At 43.8% G+C, this 18249-nt stretch carries 17 protein-coding genes; 2 read left to right on the top strand and 15 right to left on the bottom strand.

Annotated features, from left to right (window positions below; translation table 11 throughout):
• Positions 1-29: 29 nt before the first annotated feature.
• The 10 genes from LKE40_10580 to LKE40_10535 form a co-directional block, all read right to left on the bottom strand.
• Entirely contained in the window at positions 30-1130 is a 1101-nt protein-coding gene (locus LKE40_10580) for an ROK family protein (GenBank protein MCH3917872.1), read from the bottom strand.
• Positions 1131-2258 (bottom strand): glycosyltransferase family 2 protein, encoded by a 1128-nt coding sequence (locus tag LKE40_10575; protein ID MCH3917871.1) that lies wholly within the window; start codon positions 2256-2258, stop codon positions 1131-1133.
• A 230-nt stretch (positions 2259-2488) separates the two neighbouring features.
• The gene (locus tag LKE40_10570; protein ID MCH3917870.1) at positions 2489-3151 is read right to left on the bottom strand and encodes a peroxiredoxin; all 663 of its coding nucleotides are present in this window, start codon (positions 3149-3151) and stop codon (positions 2489-2491) included.
• Between the two features lie 136 nt (positions 3152-3287).
• Positions 3288-3488, bottom strand: coding sequence for a 50S ribosomal protein L31 (gene rpmE, locus LKE40_10565; GenBank protein MCH3917869.1), 201 nt, complete (start codon positions 3486-3488; stop codon positions 3288-3290).
• 64 nt (positions 3489-3552) lie between these two features.
• Positions 3553-5319, bottom strand: coding sequence for a transcription termination factor Rho (gene rho / locus LKE40_10560; protein ID MCH3917868.1), 1767 nt, complete (start codon positions 5317-5319; stop codon positions 3553-3555).
• 518 nt (positions 5320-5837) lie between these two features.
• Positions 5838-6941 carry a nicotinamide-nucleotide amidohydrolase family protein gene (locus LKE40_10555; GenBank protein MCH3917867.1) on the bottom strand — a complete coding sequence of 368 codons (1104 nt, stop codon included), beginning with the start codon at positions 6939-6941 and terminating at the stop codon, positions 5838-5840.
• Entirely contained in the window at positions 6934-8601 is a 1668-nt protein-coding gene (gene lnt / locus LKE40_10550) for an apolipoprotein N-acyltransferase (GenBank protein MCH3917866.1), read from the bottom strand. The genes LKE40_10555 and lnt overlap by 8 nt, the downstream gene beginning before the upstream one ends.
• A gap of 29 nt (positions 8602-8630) precedes the next feature.
• Positions 8631-8984, bottom strand: a complete 354-nt coding sequence (locus LKE40_10545) for an integration host factor subunit beta (protein MCH3917865.1) — start codon at positions 8982-8984, stop codon at positions 8631-8633.
• A gap of 73 nt (positions 8985-9057) precedes the next feature.
• Positions 9058-9321: a 30S ribosomal protein S20 gene (gene rpsT, locus LKE40_10540; GenBank protein MCH3917864.1), complete on the bottom strand. Its 264-nt coding sequence runs from the start codon at positions 9319-9321 to the stop codon at positions 9058-9060.
• 200 nt (positions 9322-9521) lie between these two features.
• Positions 9522-10721 (bottom strand): hypothetical protein, encoded by a 1200-nt coding sequence (locus tag LKE40_10535; GenBank protein ID MCH3917863.1) that lies wholly within the window; start codon positions 10719-10721, stop codon positions 9522-9524.
• Positions 10722-10808: 87 nt separating this feature from the next.
• Between LKE40_10535 and dusB the strand changes: the two genes are divergently transcribed.
• The gene (dusB, locus tag LKE40_10530) at positions 10809-11867 is read left to right on the top strand and encodes a tRNA dihydrouridine synthase DusB (GenBank protein MCH3917862.1); all 1059 of its coding nucleotides are present in this window, start codon (positions 10809-10811) and stop codon (positions 11865-11867) included.
• A 48-nt stretch (positions 11868-11915) separates the two neighbouring features.
• Entirely contained in the window at positions 11916-13175 is a 1260-nt protein-coding gene (gene purD / locus LKE40_10525) for a phosphoribosylamine--glycine ligase (GenBank protein ID MCH3917861.1), read from the top strand.
• Between the two features lie 95 nt (positions 13176-13270).
• Here purD and LKE40_10520 read toward each other — a convergent pair whose 3' ends face one another.
• From LKE40_10520 to LKE40_10500, 5 genes are all read right to left on the bottom strand, one after another.
• Positions 13271-14044: an SDR family oxidoreductase gene (locus tag LKE40_10520; protein ID MCH3917860.1), complete on the bottom strand. Its 774-nt coding sequence runs from the start codon at positions 14042-14044 to the stop codon at positions 13271-13273.
• A 19-nt stretch (positions 14045-14063) separates the two neighbouring features.
• Positions 14064-15089 carry an alcohol dehydrogenase catalytic domain-containing protein gene (locus LKE40_10515; GenBank protein ID MCH3917859.1) on the bottom strand — a complete coding sequence of 342 codons (1026 nt, stop codon included), beginning with the start codon at positions 15087-15089 and terminating at the stop codon, positions 14064-14066.
• Between the two features lie 89 nt (positions 15090-15178).
• The gene (locus tag LKE40_10510; protein MCH3917858.1) at positions 15179-16117 is read right to left on the bottom strand and encodes an ABC transporter permease; all 939 of its coding nucleotides are present in this window, start codon (positions 16115-16117) and stop codon (positions 15179-15181) included.
• A complete protein-coding gene (locus LKE40_10505) occupies positions 16118-17095 on the bottom strand; it encodes an ABC transporter permease (GenBank protein MCH3917857.1) in 978 nt (325 codons plus the stop codon).
• The gene (locus tag LKE40_10500; GenBank protein ID MCH3917856.1) at positions 17088-18170 is read right to left on the bottom strand and encodes an ATP-binding cassette domain-containing protein; all 1083 of its coding nucleotides are present in this window, start codon (positions 18168-18170) and stop codon (positions 17088-17090) included. Before LKE40_10500 ends, LKE40_10505 begins: the two co-directional genes overlap by 8 nt.
• Between the last annotated feature and the right edge of the window lie 79 nt (positions 18171-18249).

The following is an 18249-nucleotide window of genomic DNA, read 5'->3' as shown; positions in this document are numbered from 1 at the left end:
TCCTTACATGTAATTGATAGCATACGTCATTATTCCAAAGGTATGGTCCCTTTTTCAAAAAGCTCAGTTACAAGATGTCCGGTCGCTCCATAAGCTACGGAAACAGGCCCAAGCGATGTAAAGCTGATGGACACTTCCTTTTTCACAGGAAACAGCCAGTTTACATCGATAGCCCTGCGCAATGCACTGCAGAACAACTTCCCTTCCTTATCCATATCACTCCTGACAAACACTTCACCGACGTCAAGCGTATTGACCAGCATAGCCATATTCGACGCAAGCTCCTCGGTAAAGGATTCAAGGATTGCCTCATCCTCCAAGATATGCGCCAACTTGTCCCTTGGGATGGAAAGCTGTCCGTCTCCGATACCATAACGGCAGAACGCACTTCTGAATTCACCTGCAAATGAATGTTCACCTTGGTACAGCTTACCGTTCAGAACCAAACCAAGGCCAATACCTACCCCGCCATACTTCGGATGGTCAAGCAGTGCCTGTTGGAACTCAATCAATATGGTAATGAAGTTCCGTTCCGTGCAAATAGGCGGAAAAGACAACCTAGCCCAAGCACAACAGTTGGCATTGTTTTCCAGCGTTACAGGAACAGAGATACTCTTGCTTATCTGTGAAACAAATGCAAAGCTTTCAGTAACTCCCAGAGGAACCGAATAACAGATTGCATCAGTATTCTTGCTGATCAATCCCCCTACGCCGATACCGACACCAAGGCATCGGGACTGCTGAGGCTTGCGCAATGATATAAAACGGTCATATAGCCCTACGATAGTAGAAATCAGATTGTCTTTCGTCACCTGCATGTCAATCTGCTGCGTATAAAGGACTTCTCCTGCCAGATTGACTTCTGCCAGCGCACAGGAACCGTTTTGGATTGAAATACCCAGCACACAGCCATATTCCCTGCTCAGTTCCAAAGGTATGGGATTCCTGCCACTTCCCGGTACGGTATCTTTCGGTAATTCCACGATGACACCTTCATCTATAAGACGTGCAATCTCATAGGTGATGGTTGATTTGTCAATCTTCAGCCTTTTTGCCAAATCAGCTCTGCTGTCCCGAGGATGTTGCCATAAGGAACGGCAGATTCTGGTAGAATTACGTATCTTGCCCAATTAGTACCTCGCTATCATATCCATTGCTTTCTGCCAGCAGCCGATCATTCTCTTGTACCGACCGGCATTCTGTGCAAGTTTCTTCCGATCATAGGAAACTGCTGTCTTTGCATTTTCCAAAAAGCCCAATGTTTCTTCCCTGCTTACTTCAAGGAAATGGGTCGCTGCATCTATACTCGAACAAACAGCTTTCCTTTCCAAGTCGTCATCGGTAAAATACCGTTGGAATTCTCCTATCACCTCCCGGGATGTCCCAAAAGCCCGAAGTTTTTCCCTCGTATAGAGAAACCTGATAATATCCTGCCGTTGCCTGCTCCAGTAATTCCCTGAACGGGCAGGCGGCAGATGCGTCAGCAGCAAATCCTTGTCAAAGAAAAAATCATGTCCACAGTATCTGCAATTCAACAAGTAATCATCATCTTCTCCCCTGGTTCCCAAAGGATCGAATGGGACCTTGGTAAAAAGTCTTCGATCAATCACCATATTGCCGCCGAAACCCAACGTGCATAAGGACAAAGATTCAGGTGCGTCAAGGAAACTGCCCACTTCCTTGTTGAACAGAGCATCCTTGGGCCACTGGGCCAGCCAGTCGGCAGCCTGTCCGTCATAGATTTTCCTACCTTGCCCATCAACGACACAACCAGTCTTGCCCAAGACTTGCTGTCCGTCCTTTTCTTCTCCCAAATATCGCAGAGCCTTCTGCTGATAGTCAGGCGCAATGCATTCATCATCATCAATCATGATAATCTGATCAAAACCATGCATCCCCGCATAGGCAAGGCCAATGTTGCGTACCCCACCATAAGTAGTACTGTCAAGCAACAAGGCACCATCTTCCTTTGCTCCGGCCTTGTCAAAAGAAAGCCGCAGACTATCAAGGTCATCTGATGTAAAGACCGTCAGATCCAAATCATACCCGTTGCTCAGTCCAAGTACCTTGTCCACGATCTTCGGATGACTGGGAACTGGTAGCAAAAGAATCGGATCTGCATAACCTATATCACGCAGGTTCGCCAATGTCCTGCAGAGAGTACCGTCTTCGGTAATCGGAAACGGATGGTCAAAAGTTTTCCAGCTCTGAAGTTCTTCAGTACTCCAATATGTCGGTATAAACAGGAGACATGACATCGACAACTCCAATTAGTTGATTTTTTCAATTAATTGATTTTTGCATCGTTTTTCCATTTTGTCAATCAAAAACAGTCTTCAGTATCCCCATACATCAAAAGAGAAACAGAAAATGCAAAAAATGCCCATATAAAGAATTTGATATCACACTGATGAATCATTCTTCGCAGGCAAAAAAAAGGTTCCTTCCAAAAAATGAAAGGGACCTTGGTGATTTTGAAAAAGATGGGTTACTTAAGTTTCTTGTAGCAGAACCACCAGTCCTTGCAAGAAACACCATCCTCCGGATGAGCTTTTCTCCTGGCAATCTCCTGCTCTGTGGAGGGAGGAGAAACCAAGGCAACATCATCACCCAACAACTGGTTATGAGGGAAATTTTCAGGACATGCAACTTTTTGGCTATCTGAAACCTGCAGAGCCTTGAGAGCCCTGAGAATCTCATCCACATTCCTTCCTACTTCCTGAGGATAGAACATGGTCAGACGGACAATACCCTTGCCATCTACGATGTAGACTGCCCTGACGGTATTTGTCCCCTTCTGCTCATGCAGCATGCCAAGTCTCCGTGCCGTCCTTCCCTGCTCATCACCGATGACAGGAAACGGAATCTCTACATCCAGGTTCTCTTTTATCCACTCAATCCATTTGATATGTGCAAATACCTGGTCAACGGACAGCCCCAGTAATTCAGCATTAAGTTTTTTGAACTCTTCAGCCTTCTGTCCGAATGCAACGAACTCTGTCGTGCATACAGGAGTAAAGTCTCCGGGATGGCTGAAAAGTACAAGCCACTTACCTGCATAATCATCAGGAAGGTTCCTCACTCCCTGTGTCGTTTTGACTTGCAACGAAGGAAACCTGTCACCTAATTGTACTTGTTTGAATTCTTCCATATGTTTTCTCCTTATTATCACTATTGATATCCGATATCAATAATATACACCCAAAAGTTAGCAATGTCAAATACAAACAGCAAAAAAAAACCACCGGGAAAATACCCGATGGCATATACATCGCAGACAAGCCAGGCTACTTCAATCCGTATCTCTTCTTGAAACGTTCGACACGTCCTGTCGTATCCACAAGCTTCTGGTTGCCAGTATAGAACGGATGACAAGCAGAACAAATTTCTACCTGGATGTTCTTTCCTGTAGTCTTGGTCTTAATGACATTGCCGCATGAGCAATGAATTTCCTGCAATTCGTATTTCGGATGAATTCCGTCTTTCATGGTTTGCCTCCAGACAATATATCAATCTGCTGATACGGTCATAGCCTTGACAGCAGATAAATTTCTAGTATGATCCCAGCACTACCTTGCTGTTGTCCTGAGTATTCATCATCTTCAGGAACGTTTCATTATTTACAGCTTTACGCATCTTGTCAATAAGGAAAGGTGTCTGTTCTACTTCATCAAGGTCATTTATTGCATTTCTGCAAATCCAGATCTTACCAGCTTCTTCAGGTGGCAACAACAGATCATCCCTCCTGGTTCCGGATTTCTTGACATTGATCGAAGGGAATATCCTTCTATCTGAAAGACGACGGTCAAGGACGATTTCATTGTTTCCTGTCCCTTTGAATTCCTCAAAGATAACTTCATCCATCCTCGACCCGGTCTCAATCAGGGCAGTTGCTATGATGGTAAGGCTTCCGCCACCTTCCATATTCCTGGCAGCGCCGAAGAAACGCTTGGGTTTGTGAAGGGCATTGGAATCAACACCGCCGCTCAAAATCTTGCCGCTTGCAGGAGAAGTCTGGTTATATGCCCTTGCAAGACGGGTAATGGAATCGAGAAGAATCACGACATCCTTGCCATATTCAACCATCCGCTTGGCCTTTTCAATGACCATCTCTGCCACTTGGACATGCCGGGATGCCTGTTCATCAAAAGTAGAAGCAACGACTTCTCCCTTGACGCTGCGCCGCATGTCAGTGACTTCCTCAGGACGTTCGTCCACAAGCAATACGATCAGCTCTACCGAAGGGCTGTTTGTACTGATGGCATTTGCAATCTTCTGCATCAGCACGGTCTTGCCGGTACGGGGAGGTGCAACTATAAGAGAACGCTGCCCCTTGCCGATCGGGCAGAACATATCAATGAAACGGCAGGAAAGATCCTCCGATGTCGTCTCCAGCTTCAGTCTCTCATCAGGGAATATCGGTGTGAGACTGTCAAAGGAAGGCCGTGTCTTTGCTTTTATGGGATCTTCACCATTGACCTTGAGTACCTTGTACAGACCGAAGAACTTTTCATTGTCATGAGGAGTCTTCACCTGTCCTTCCACTACATCGCCGGTCTTCAGCGCATTGGATTTGATAAGATTCGCGGAAACGTAGATATCTTCAGCACCGGAAAGATAGCTGTTCATTGCACTACGAAGAAAGCCATATCCATCATTGAGGACTTCCAAGGTTCCGTACACCATGATGATACCCTTGGCTGCTGCATGTTGCCTCAGTACTTCGGTAAGCACCTGTTGCTTGTCATAGTCAAGGATTTCCACAGGATCAATACCTCTGGCAACGCCCTCTTCCCTCACTTTCGCAAGACTCATTTCAGCATAGGTATTAAGCAACAGCTTAGGAGCATCGGGATTCTGTTCAATGTCTACTTCTTCAATCCTTTCTTCATAGCGGCTGTGGCGATTGTTTCTGTTGTTACGGTTATTGGGATGGGAATTGTTACGGTTAGAACGGATATTGTTGTTGTTCCGTCTGTTGTTGTTGCTTCCCAATGAATTGTTCGGACGTTGCTGTGGTCTCTGTGGTAAGCGGTTTTCAGAAGAAACATACTTGTCAGGGTAAGACCTTTGTTCTTCATCTCCTTTCCTGACCGTCTTGTTTTCCTCAGCGACCGAAGTCGGCAGCCTTTTTCTCTGATCGGTCTTGTTTCCTTCCACAGGGGAAGAAGCAGGAACTACAGGTTGCGACGATTGCCGTCCGGTAGCAGTCCGTGCAGGAGGTACCGCAGAAACCGGAGCAGACACTTCTGCAGGTTCCTTTTGCTTTTCATCAGCTACAGGTGCCGTAGCAACAGGTACAGCAACAGGTTGTTTCATCTCTGGTTCAGGAACAGCAACTTTTGAAATTTTCTTCCGTGTAGTCCGTCTTCTGGCAGCCGTAGGCTTGACAGTCTTCTTAGGTTCCGCCTCTGCAGTATCATCCAAGAAACCAAGATCCAATTGGTTGCTGTTGGAACCTTCCGATTCCTTCTCCACTTTGGATTTGACAGCAGAACGACGTGTCCTCGTCGTTTTCTTTGCTGTACTGACCTTACGTCTTACGGTTTTCTTGGTCGATGAGGCAGCATCAGTGCGTGCTTCTGCCTCTGTCTCTTTTGCAGACACGCCCTCTTCATCAAATAGTTCTGGCATAGATAATCAACTCCATCAGTTGTTTTCGGCCACCATGCTAAACAGCAAGGCCAACATCAACTTGAAAAAAAAGAAATTATTGGACAGTCAGGCAATCTCAGTATATAATCCGTGACCCAAGGCCTGCCCGAAAATATAACAAAAAAAATGATAGTGAATGAAAGGAAAGCAGACAGGACATACCCCCTGGTTCCGTCTACACACTAAATATATTGCCACCGCGAGGCTATGTCAAGCAAGCTCTTCCCCTTTCGGTAGCAACCGGCAAGAACCATAGCAGCCATGGCTGCTTTTTGCCTGATGCCGGCTCTTCCTTCATCTAAGAAATGCAGACATACAGCCTGAGGTGTATATTTTTCAGAGGCAAAACCGAACCATACCGTTCCCACGGGATCTTTTTCACTTCCACCGCCAGGACCGGCTATACCTGTGGTTGCAAAAGCCCAATCGGTCTTCAGTACAGCCCGTACCCCCTGTGCCATTTCCCTTGCAGTCTGGGAAGATACAGCAGTATAGACAGCCAAAGTCTTGGCTTTTACCCCTAACATAGTCATTTTTGCCTGAAGCGCATAGGTAGCCGCACCGCCGATGAAGTATGCAGAGCTACCCGGTCGGTCAGTAAGCAACTTGGCACAGAGCCCGCCTGTACAACTCTCAGCACAACATATCGTCTCTCCGGAAGCAAGCAGTGCATCCTCCAATATCGTCAAGGCATCCCTCGTACCAGGAATTACCAATTCGGCACCCAACAAGGAAGAAATCCTTTGTCCAAACAAGGAACATGCTATCTTGTCAGCACCGAAAAGAGACAAAGCAATCGCTTCTCCCTGATGTCGCAAAGACCAACGGACACCACCCTCCTGATACTTGCTACAGAGCGCTGTCAACCGTTCCATACCAATCAGATGTACCATATATGTTTCCCTGACATCCAAAGCTCCTACGGCATCTTCCAGCCATGACGGAAGCAATTCCATCAAAGAAACCTGAGGAAGGACAGCAAGAGCTGTTGTCCCAAAGAAAGCATGGAACCCAATAGCTCTACCACAAAAATCATCACAAAAAGAAAGGACCGGTTGTAACATGGACTTTATACAAGCCACTGATTCGGAAGAAAGCTCTCCGCTGACTATCATCAGGCTGCTTCCAGTCGCAAAATCTTCCAGTACAGGCATCAGGTCTTCAATGTTACGGATGCACAGCAACCGATTGACCCGGATGTCAAATTCTTTCTCCAAAGAAGAAACAACCCCCTCTGCAGAAAGATTACCGGAAACCATACAAAGGGAACAGATTGGCCTAGTCATGACTGGCCTTCTTCTGACTGACCCGCTTGGCTATCTGCAGAACAGCAGCAAAGGCAAGAATATATACTGAAGCCCACACGCAAAGCTTGGCAAGCCAGTTGTCATGCTCCGTAAAGAACGTCATACCATTCGTACTGCTTTCATACACCGGTACCTTATAAATATGCCAGCCCGCCTTGAAAGGCTCCATAGGATCAATGATATGACCTACAGGATCAATAAGACAGGTAATACCGCTGTTTGTACCCCTGATCGTCGCCTTACGGTTCTCGATGCTGCGATAGACAGCAATGGCTGCATGCTGCTGTTCAGCAATTGCTGACTTGGACCATCCGTCATTCGTCATATTCATAATGACATTCGCACCGTTCCTGACAAATTGTGCAGACAGTTCCCCGAATACGTCCTCAAAACAGATAGGCGTAGAAAACTTGACACCATCAGCAGTCGAGAACACGACAGGATCTTTTGCCTCAAGCCACCAATGGTAACCCATTTTTTGCAGCAGATGATAAAAACGGGGAAAGATCTTGCCATACGGGAAATACTCTGTAAATGGAACCAAATGCTGTTTCCTATATGTATTCTTGATTTTCCCGTCTTCAAAGAAAATGACGGAATTATAGTCTTTTCTATTCCAACTGCCGTCCGCGGCAACAGCAGGTTTATTAGGATCATCAAGGACCCCGTCAGGATTACCTGTTACCAAGGGGACCGGAAGCTGCTTGCCGAATTTGACGAACTCTTCGACAAGAGCACTGGTTTCAGGATCACTGGGATACTTTTCATGCCACGCTACACTTGGTACGAAAGCCGTCTCACTCCAGATGATGATATCAGGGTGTCCCTGAAGTGCTTCAAGGCTATACATCCGCAGATTGTTGAAATTCCGTTTGTAAGTGGTATACCCACCTTTCCATGAGTCAGCACTATGCTGTACCGTAGCTACTTTCCACGTCCGGTCAGGTTTTTTCTGTTCCCACACATGCATCTGCTGGAAACCAAAGACGAGTACCGCAGCAATGATACCAAGGAAAATGATGATATCAGCCTTATAACCGGTACAATAGTCTCTGAAACTTCCACGATTTTTCCCACTGATATAATCTCCCAAATAGATACCGACCCATATCTGGGGCAATACCATCAGTAAATTTACCCCCCATACTCCGGTGACGGAAACTATCTGTATAAACGGCAGCAAGTCATAGGGAGCATATCCTAGCATCCCATAAGGGTACCCCGCAAACCAATCCTGGGAAAGATAGGTATAGGCAACGTAGATGATGGACATGGCCAGATAACGGCGCTTGCCCAACCATCTGTCTGCAGCCTTGAGACAAGGGAAAAGCAACAGCAGCTCAACAGCCTTGATAAAAGGCGCGATTATGATAGCCAAAGGATGAAATGTCGCCAGCCAATAGTTGAATATCAGATAGAAGACAAATCCCCAGAGGAACCCATACAAAGGCGTCAGTTTCCAGCTTGTCAGATGGATGACACTGAACATCGGTATCAGCGCTACGAATGCCAAGGGACTGAATCCATTGAAATTCAGGAAGCTAGGGAAAGCAAGCGCAAATATAAAGGCTGAGCACAGAAGTAGCAGGACCTCAGAACATATAGTCCTGAGGTTCCTGTCGGCATACAAATCAATCAATGATCAATTCTCCATTAACAATGAAGGTTCTATTCTTCATCATCTGCCTGGTCGCCCTCACCGCGAAGGTTCCAGACCTTTTCCTTCAGTTCCCTACCGGGACGGAAAAAAGCAACTCCGTGAGTATCGACAGTAACAGGAGCACCGGTCTTAGGATTGTGTGCACGTTCTCTCTGCTTTCTGGTATGCACCTCGAAAGTACCGAATCCACGCAATTCAATTACTTGATCTCTCTTGAGACCATCTTTGACTTCTTCGAAGAATTCATCGACGATCATGTGAATCTCAGTCCGTGAAATCTCAGTATCAGGGCATCTCTCCCTCATCTTATTGTAGAGATTTTCAATGATGGTAGCCTTTGTTAATTTTTCTACGTTTGCCATGGATTTCTCCTTATTATATCAGAATAGGGTTCCTTGGAATTACTACCAAGGGTAAAAGCCTAAATCAACGGATCTATGCGAGCTTGCTGAAAGCGTGATATATCCTTGACTTTTTCCGGCTGGTAGTGTTGCGGGGCATCACACCTTTGCTGGTAGCAGAGTCCAAGAGCTTGAAGCAAACAGCCATCTGTGCTTCCGCGGCAGTCTTATCATTGTCAGCCAGGGCCTTTTCGAATTTCTTGACTGAGGTACGGACCTCGCTTTTTACTGCGTGGTTCCTCTGGCGACGAACTTCGTTCTGCCTTTCTCTTTTCTTAGCGGAATTGTTGTTAGACACGTAATACCTCCAAATAATATTACTTATGCTTTGCTAAATATAAAATTATATCATTTAATAAAATGAGTCGGCGCAAGCTGACGGATTACTAAACTATCACAGACATTTTCATCAGTCAATACCGTACTTTATTTTTCCAACAGAAATTACGTATTTTTTTACAGAGAGTTAAAAACACCTTTAAAAAAACACGTTCTCCCCTACGATAAAAGTTCTTCCAGATACTCCTTTTCTATCATCCAATGATTCGCACTTTGGTTGAAATATGTCTTACTTCCATCAATATACATGACGCGTCCCTCAGGCCCTACCAAAGTAATCTTATGGGACAGGATATTCACCTCAGAAACTTTCATAAGGTCATGACCGACTTTGATGCGGCTACCCTCAGGAGGATAGTTCTTCTTTTCTTCGACATAGAAATCCTGTTCATAGGCAAGGCAACAGAGCAACCTGCCGCAAGGCCCCGATATCTTCATTGAATTAAGTGAAAGGTTCTGTTCCTTCGCCATCTTGATTGATACCGGAGAAAGTTTGTCAGTAACCCCATGGCAACAGAAATCCCGGCCACAGACCGCAAGGCCGCCCAATACACGGCTTTCATCCCTGACACCTATCTGCCGCAGTTCTATCCTTATCTTGAAAACCGAAACAAGGTCCTTGACCAATTCACGGAAATCAACACGAACATCGGCAGTAAAGAAAAATACGACTTTAGGCTCCAGCAACAGGAAATGTGCTGTAACCAATTTCATATTGAGTCCATGCTTCGCTATCTTTTCCCTGCATACGCGCATCGCGTCATCCTCACGACGGGAAAGCTGCCGATACCTGTTGAGGTCATCCCTGGTTGCAATCCTTTCCAACCAGGACATATCATCAGGAATACTGACCTTTACCGGACGATTCATCTGTTCCGACTCAGTCGGAATGGAATTCTCTTCCTCATCAGCACTGAAGATGACTTCATTTTCATCCACGTCGGCATCGGTTGGATTTTGCACCGTTGCAACTGTCTGTTCGTCTTCCGGAGCACTTACGGAAACTTCGTCTGCTACGGTATCAGATTCCTGGACACTCTCGTCGGCAACAGGTGGCTGACCATTGTCTTTCTTCTCTGTTCCAATATTCATCCCAGGGCAAAGACAACCACAGACGTTGCGGTTCCCCGGAACATACTTGCGCCTCAGATGAGAAGCATCTGCAACGACGACACCGAGGTCAAGGCCATATCTTGTCTCGAAAACCACAAGGGTACCATTTGCTATCATCTCATTCCAGGCACAGATGCCTGATTCATTTGATGCAGGATTCCTGACAAGGAAAATATATCCTTCTGATGGAGAATCAAGGTCATTCCGACCAGATCCCTGCTCTTTTCTATGTGTATTGTTCTTCACTCTTTAATCGCCCTATCTGTTTGGCTGAAAAATAATAATTAGATTGTTGATTACTGTATCACGCATCACAAGGAAAGTCAAACATCCTTGTCCAGCAAGAAGAAAATCACTATACTCATCATACATCATAAGGAACCGACTGAAAACCATATGCAGGAAAAAAGCTACTATCATGATCTGAGCGTACAAGGTATATCGATAAAAGGGAATCTCATCCTCGCCCCGATGGCAGGTTACACAGACAAACCCTTCCGGATGCTATGTCTTGAGCACGGGGCCAGTATCACCGTATCAGAAATGGTCAGCAGTGAAGGAATAGCAAGAAGAAACGCAAAGACCTGCATGCTGATGGAAAGGGCCCCTGAGGAAGAGCAGTTCATCATACAGATATTTACAGGAGAACTTGATTCCTTGGAACGTGGACTTGTCCCTCTGCTTGAAGCAAACCCAACCATCATCGACCTCAACTGCGGCTGTCCTGTACCGAAAGTCATCAAGACAGGGGCAGGAAGTGCTCTGATGAAAAATCCCGGAACCATGGGCAAGCTGGTCAATTATCTTGCAAAGCACAGTGGCCGCCCTGTAAGTGTAAAGTTCAGGACCGGCTGGGACAGTGAAAGCGAAAATTACATGGAATTCGCAAAGATTGCCTTGGACAATGGAGCAGCCATGCTGACCATGCATGCCAGGACCAGGTCCCAAGGTTATGCGCCCGTTGCACATTGGGACAGATTGGAAAAACTTGCTGCATGGACCCATGAGCATTTTCCCCAGGTACCCGTAATAGGCTCAGGTGACTTGTTTTCTCCCCAAGACGCAGGACGGATGTTTGTTGCTACCGATGTAGACGGCATCATGTTTGCCCGGGGAGCCATAGGCAATCCAAGCATTTTCAGCCAGACACAGGCACTCCTGACAGAAGGCCTTCCGCCTCAACCCCTTTCAAACAGCGAAAGGAAAGAACTCATACTCAGGCAATTGAACCTGATGATCAAATACTATGGGGAAAACGTAGCGACGCGGGAAATGCGAAAACATTGCTGTGCTTATCTCAAAGGAATTCCAGGAGGAACAGCTTTGAAAAAACAGCTCATGACATGCAAGACTGAACAAGAGTATATACATGCCTTGGAGCCATTGTGTTGACCGTATCCTGTACAAATGATACCTTAAATCAAACAGGGAGAGAAACTGATGAGAGTATTAATTCTTGGCTCCGGAGCCAAGGACCATGCATTGACCTGGTGGTTTTCAAACAGCAAGCTGATCAGCGGCCTTTATGCAGCTCCAGGTAACGTAGGGACAGAGTCTATAGCAATCAACCTGAGCTATGTTGACCCGCAGTCTCCACAAAGTGTCATCAGGGCCTGCAGAGTCCATCAGATTGATACTGTTTTCATCGGAACGGAAGGTCCTCTCTATACGGGAGTCGTTGAAAAACTAAAACAAAACGGTATTACTGTGTACGGAGCGACCGCAGAAGCCCTTCCTTTGGAAAACGACAGGCAGTTCAGCAGAGATTTTGCCGAACGGCATGGCATTCCCATCCCGAACTATCTTTTCTTCAAACAAGAAGCTGAATTACGGACTTTCCTCAACAACCACCCGAGTAAATGCTATGTCATAAAAAGCAACATGCAGGCTCCGAGCCGTGTCATGATTGATAGTGAAGACAAAGATGCTCTGCTTGCTTTTTCATCAAGTCTGCTGAAAAATTCACCGATCATCATTGAGGACCATTTGTCGGGTCTGCCTCTGACAGTTACCCTGATGCTTGATGGAAAGCATTATCTGATGCTTCCGCTCTGCAGTGAATACGCAAAGACCGGTTGGCATGGCACCCCTACAGGTGGCATGGGCGCAATCAGCCCAGTACCGGTAGGTGAAAAAATAATAGATCAAATAAAGAAAAAGATCGTCAATCCGTTTGTCACAGGATTGATTGAAGAACATCTTATCTATAAAGGAGTCTTTACACTTTCCTTGATCAATACGGAAAAAGGGCCGGTATTGGTTGATTTCCATGTACGGTTCAATGATCCTGCCGCGCAATCGATAATTCCGCTGATCAATACCGATATCGCAGAAATCTGCCAGGCAATGGACAATCAGACGCTAGACAAAATTACCTTGAAAGTTTCCGATGACAGCTGTACGGCAGTCGTCGTTGCCAGCCAAGGATATCCGCAGGGTCCGATTATCAACAAGCCATTGAAACCGATTCCATCTCCGATGTTACTCAACACCTTTGCAGATTTCCCGCTCTTTTTCTTTGGATGTGTAGCAAAGAAGGGATGTCAGCTAGTTACTACAGGCGGACGTTGTGTCACTGTGGTAGGCAGGGCAAACAATATTCTCAATGCCAACCGCCAGGCTTACAGGTTCATTGACAATATTTCCTTTGAAGGAAGCTGGTATAGGGAAGATATCGGAGATCATTTCTTCGGAAGGTAGTGACACCTTATAAAAATCATGATGTATGGTATAAAAAACAACCTTTGTCTTTAAATTCACAAGGGTTGTTTTTTATTACGTTGCATACAAAATTATTATTTTACAAGGTAAGCTCCATCTACTGGAATGATTGCACCATTAAGATAATCTGAAGCATGGGAAGCCAAGAAAAGTACAGGACCTTTCATATCCTCAGGTGTACCCCAACGACCTGCAGGAATTCTAAGCGTACATTCATCTTTTCTTGATTGACTCATATTTGCACACATCTCAGTATCCATATAGCCAGGAGCCAGTGCATTAATATTAATGTTACGTCCAGCACAATCAACTGCCAAACTTTTAGTAAGTTGCGTCACAGCACCTTTCGCTGCTGTATATGCAGGAACCGTAGTTCCTCCAAACCAAGAAACCATAGAACCAATATTGATAATTTTTCCGCCTTCAGGCTGCGTTAACATCACTTTTAAAGCTTTTTGACACATAATAAATACATGGTTCAAGTTAATATTAATCACAAGATCCCATTCGTCCATCGGGAACTCTTCAGGTAAATGACGACGCTGAATACCTGCAGCAGGAATAAGGACATCCAATCGCCCGCCAAGATATTCCATCGCTTTTGTGAACATACGATCGATATCCTTTCTATCACTCAAATTTCCACTGACACCATAAGCCTGATATCCCATATCATTATAGGATTCAACCACCTGTTTCAATTTGTCTTCTTGAATATCCATCAACACGACTCGGGCTCCATTTTCCAATAAACCTTCAGCCATTCCTCTTGAAAGACCTTGTGCTCCACCTGTTACAATACAACATTTTCCAGCAACACTAAATTCTTTTGCATAATCAAATTTCATCTATATATCTCCTCATCAATCAGAATACAATAACCATTTTTTTTGAATCCGCAGTAGGATGCTCAATGAAGTCAAAAACTTTTTCTATTTCATTGAAAGGAATAATTTTCGTTGCAATCCCCTTTGTATTAAATTCCTTGTTTTCCATTCTTTTGATAGTTGGTTCAAATTGGAATTCGGACATTCGAGAACCAATAATATCAAGCTCTCTTTGGTTTATCATAGCCTGGGTTATTCCCTCTTTACTGGTACTAAACCCCATAGGGACCATTCTTCCTGCATTGCAGATAATCCCTGGTTGAAGACACAACGTAAGTGAACCAGGGAAACAAGCAGCATCAAAAGCAATAGTGACACCTTTCCTATTTGTAATTTCTTGTATTCTGGCTATTAAATTTTCTTTTTTCGTATTGATTATATAATCAGCACCATACTCCACTGCACGGTCTAAAGAAAGTTGATCAATATCTGCACAAATTACAGTTTTGCATCCTTTTGCCTTACACGTCTGCAAGATAATCGAACCAATGGTTCCCATTCCCAAAATAAATACCACATCATTCTCAACGACACGGCCTCGGGAAGTACAATGAGCACCTATAGCATAGGGCTCTACAAGAGCAGCATCAGTCCAGTTAACCGCATCATCTATTTTATAGACTTCTTTTGCAGGTGCAGTAAAATATTCCCGCCAACCGCCATCGACACCAGAACCACGCACCTGAACATTTTCACAAACATTTCTTCGTCCAATCTTGCATTGATAACACGTTCCACACGCAGAAAGCAAATCAATTATAACATGATCACCTACTTTGACATTTTTTACAGCTGATCCAATCTTTGCAATTATACCAGCATTTTCATGGCCTGGAATCCGAGGATAGGAAGAACAAGGATTAGATCCCTGAAAAATATGATGATCGCTCCCACAGACCCCAGCAGCTTTCATTTCTATCAAGACATCTGTTTCTTGTTCCAATTCAGGAACAGGAACCTCACGTACCTCAAATTCATGTGGTTGCGTAATAATTACTTCTTTCATACGACACTCCTATATAACCCGCTAAAATGCAGGAAATAATTTTACTAATTCAGATAACAGAACAAGTAGTGATTATATTTGTGCGATACTTATTTCTGACGCTTGGAAGAAATATATACGGCCGTGAACAACACAATGCCATATATTATCTTTTGAATACCCTGAGAAAAATTCAGAGCAGTCAAAAGGCCATCCAAAATAACAATGACAAAACAACCAGCCATTGCCCCCACATAGCTTCCGCTACCACCGACAAGCGATATACCGCCAATTGCTACGGCAGATATTGAGGACATCTGATACGCATCTCCCATCCCTAGATACAATTGGCTTACTTTACCTGCATAAAGCATTCCTGCCAATGCGGACATCATACTGCATAATGCATAAGCAGATACTTTAACCATCTTGACATTGATACCGGAAAACAAACTACAGGTTTCACTGTTTCCAACCGCATAAATTTTTCGCCCGTAAATTTTTTTGCTCAATGTAAACCAAGCAAGTAATGATATTAAAATCCATAAGATAAACAACATACTGACAGGACCTATACTTCCTGTCGAAATATGTTTAATCAATGAGGGTATCTTCCCACCAGGAGTTCCACCTGTTATGCCTAGCAACAATCCTTGAAAAATAATATTAGAAGCCATAGTCATTATGACAGGAGCAATACCGACATAAGCAATACCATATCCGTTGAAAAGTCCCATTAAAAGTCCAACAAGCAAAACCAAAGGAACTGCAAAAATCAGATTCCCATTCGTGCCTTGGGATACGGCTGCACATAAATAACCACCGATGCAAAAAGTCCATGGAATTGATAAATCCATACCTCCAGTCAATATTGGAAAGGTCTGTCCTAGAGCTGTCAATCCTAAAATTGCAATAGATATTGATAAAACTTTTATATTTGCGATATCTGCATATCCATGTTTTGCAATTGAAACAATGCCAAATAACACAAAAGCAATCAAGAATGTAACAACAATCGATGAGTTTTCCCTAATTTTATTTAAAATCATTCAACTTATCCCTTCTTTACGCTTTGTGCGAATGGTGCCATAAGCACTCAAAGCTACAGCTAAAATCAGGAGTACACCCTGAACCAACGAAGACCAATAGGAAGAAACATACATAAACACCAATAAATCAGAAATATAGCGCAGCACAAACGCACCAATTATAGTCCCTAAAACACCACCTATGCCGCCTGTCAATGCTGTACCACCAATCACAGCGGCTGAAATGGAAATCATTACATAATCCCCTCCGGCTGTCGGAGAACCAGAAGCTGCAACAACAGTCCTGAACAATCCGGCAACTGCAGCAAAACCACCTGAAAGGGCATAAGAGAATACCATTGTTTTCAATACAGGAACACCGTTGAGTTCCGCTGATTTTTTATTACTACCTATCGCATAAATATTTGTACAAATTTGAGTATGCTTAAAATACAGCCACCAAAGAACCAATGCCAGCAAAATGAATGCTGAAATCGGTATACCAGCAACTCTTGTTAATAACGCATTTACAAAATCCGTCGGTACATTTCCTCCATCGACCTTAAGAATCAAGAGAGAAACTCCCATGCATATGGATTGTGTTGCCAAAGTTACGATAAAAGGTTGTAATCCTGTTTTTTCAATAATGAAACCATTTAACATGCCAATAGCTATGCCAAGAATCAACCCAGCAACGGACCAAAATAAGATAGAAACAAGACTTCCATTCATTTGCGTTGCAGCCAGACAATTAACAATACAAATAATCCCTCCGACGGAAAGATCAAAACCACCAGTAAGCAAGACAAATGTCTGTCCTACCGCAACAAGAATCAATACAAAAGAAGCATCAATTTTATTTGCAAGATATCGAATACTCAGCGTATTGGCATTAAGTATGCCCATGGTAAAAACAATAATAAAGAGCATAATATATGGAATAAGCAAAATCCAATTCTCAGATAGGAATTGTTTTATTTTATCGATACAATTATTCATTTTTTGCCCCTGATTTATATACTCCTATCGATGCCCCGATAATATTTTCTTTCGTAATCTCGTTGCCTTCAAGATTTGCTCTTACATAGCCATCTTGCATGACAAGCACACGATCACAAACATGAACCAATTCATCCACATCTGTCGAAAAATATAAAATCCCACAGCCCTCCAATGCAAGCTTCCTTACAATATTGAACATTTCTCTTTTTGTTCCGACATCAACACCTCGTGTTATATCATGCATCAAATACAACTCAGGGTTACATGACATAATTTTTGCCATAACTACCTTTTGCTGATTGCCCCCTGATAATTCCTGTACTGCACTCTTCCTACCTTGCGCTTTAATACTAAGAGCCTTCATATATCTGTCTACAAGTTGCTCTTCTTTCAATTCATCAACAACTCCAAATTTTGATAGACTATCAACAGAAGGAATTGAAATATTAAAATCAATACCAAGTCTCAAGAAAAGTCCTTGAATGCCCCGTTCTTCTGGAATTAAAGCAATTTGATGTGATATAGCTTCCTTTGGAGAATTTATTGAAATAGCCTTCCTGTTTAATCTTACTTGCCCTTCCAATCGACAGATACCATAAAGTCCAAGTAATAATTCAGCTTGCCCCTGTCCAGCCAAGCCACCAAGCCCCAATACTTCTCCATGGTGCAACACAAAATCAATGTGATTTAATAATGACCGATAGTGCACATCATGCAATTCTAACAATTGTGATTGCTGGGTATGGCATTCAATTTTGGGATAATAGTTCTCCAGCTTCCTTCCAAGCATAAGGGAAACTACCTCATCCAAATCAAGATCTTTATTGATAGGCAAATTTCCCGAAACAACCCCATTACGAAGAATTGTAATATTATCGCAACAATCTGTAATTTCCGACATTCGATGAGAAATAAAAATGACTATCTTACCTTTATTTGCCAGTTTACGAGCTAAGCAAAGTAACCATTTTACTCTGTTTTCAGCTAAGGCTGACGTTGCTTCATCTAAAATAACAATCTCAGGGTCTTTAGATAATATTTTAATGATTTCTGAGGTTTTTGCAAAACTCACGAATGCCTGAATAAATATTCACGGATGATGCATATCCATGCAGAAGCCATGCCTGACAGCTGCAGGGGATGGAAACCGG

The organism is Spirochaetia bacterium (assembly GCA_022482625.1).
Lineage (GTDB): Bacteria > Spirochaetota > Spirochaetia > Sphaerochaetales > Sphaerochaetaceae > Pleomorphochaeta.
Note: the sequence above shows the minus strand (reverse complement) of the source record. Positions and strands in the feature narration are given on the sequence as shown.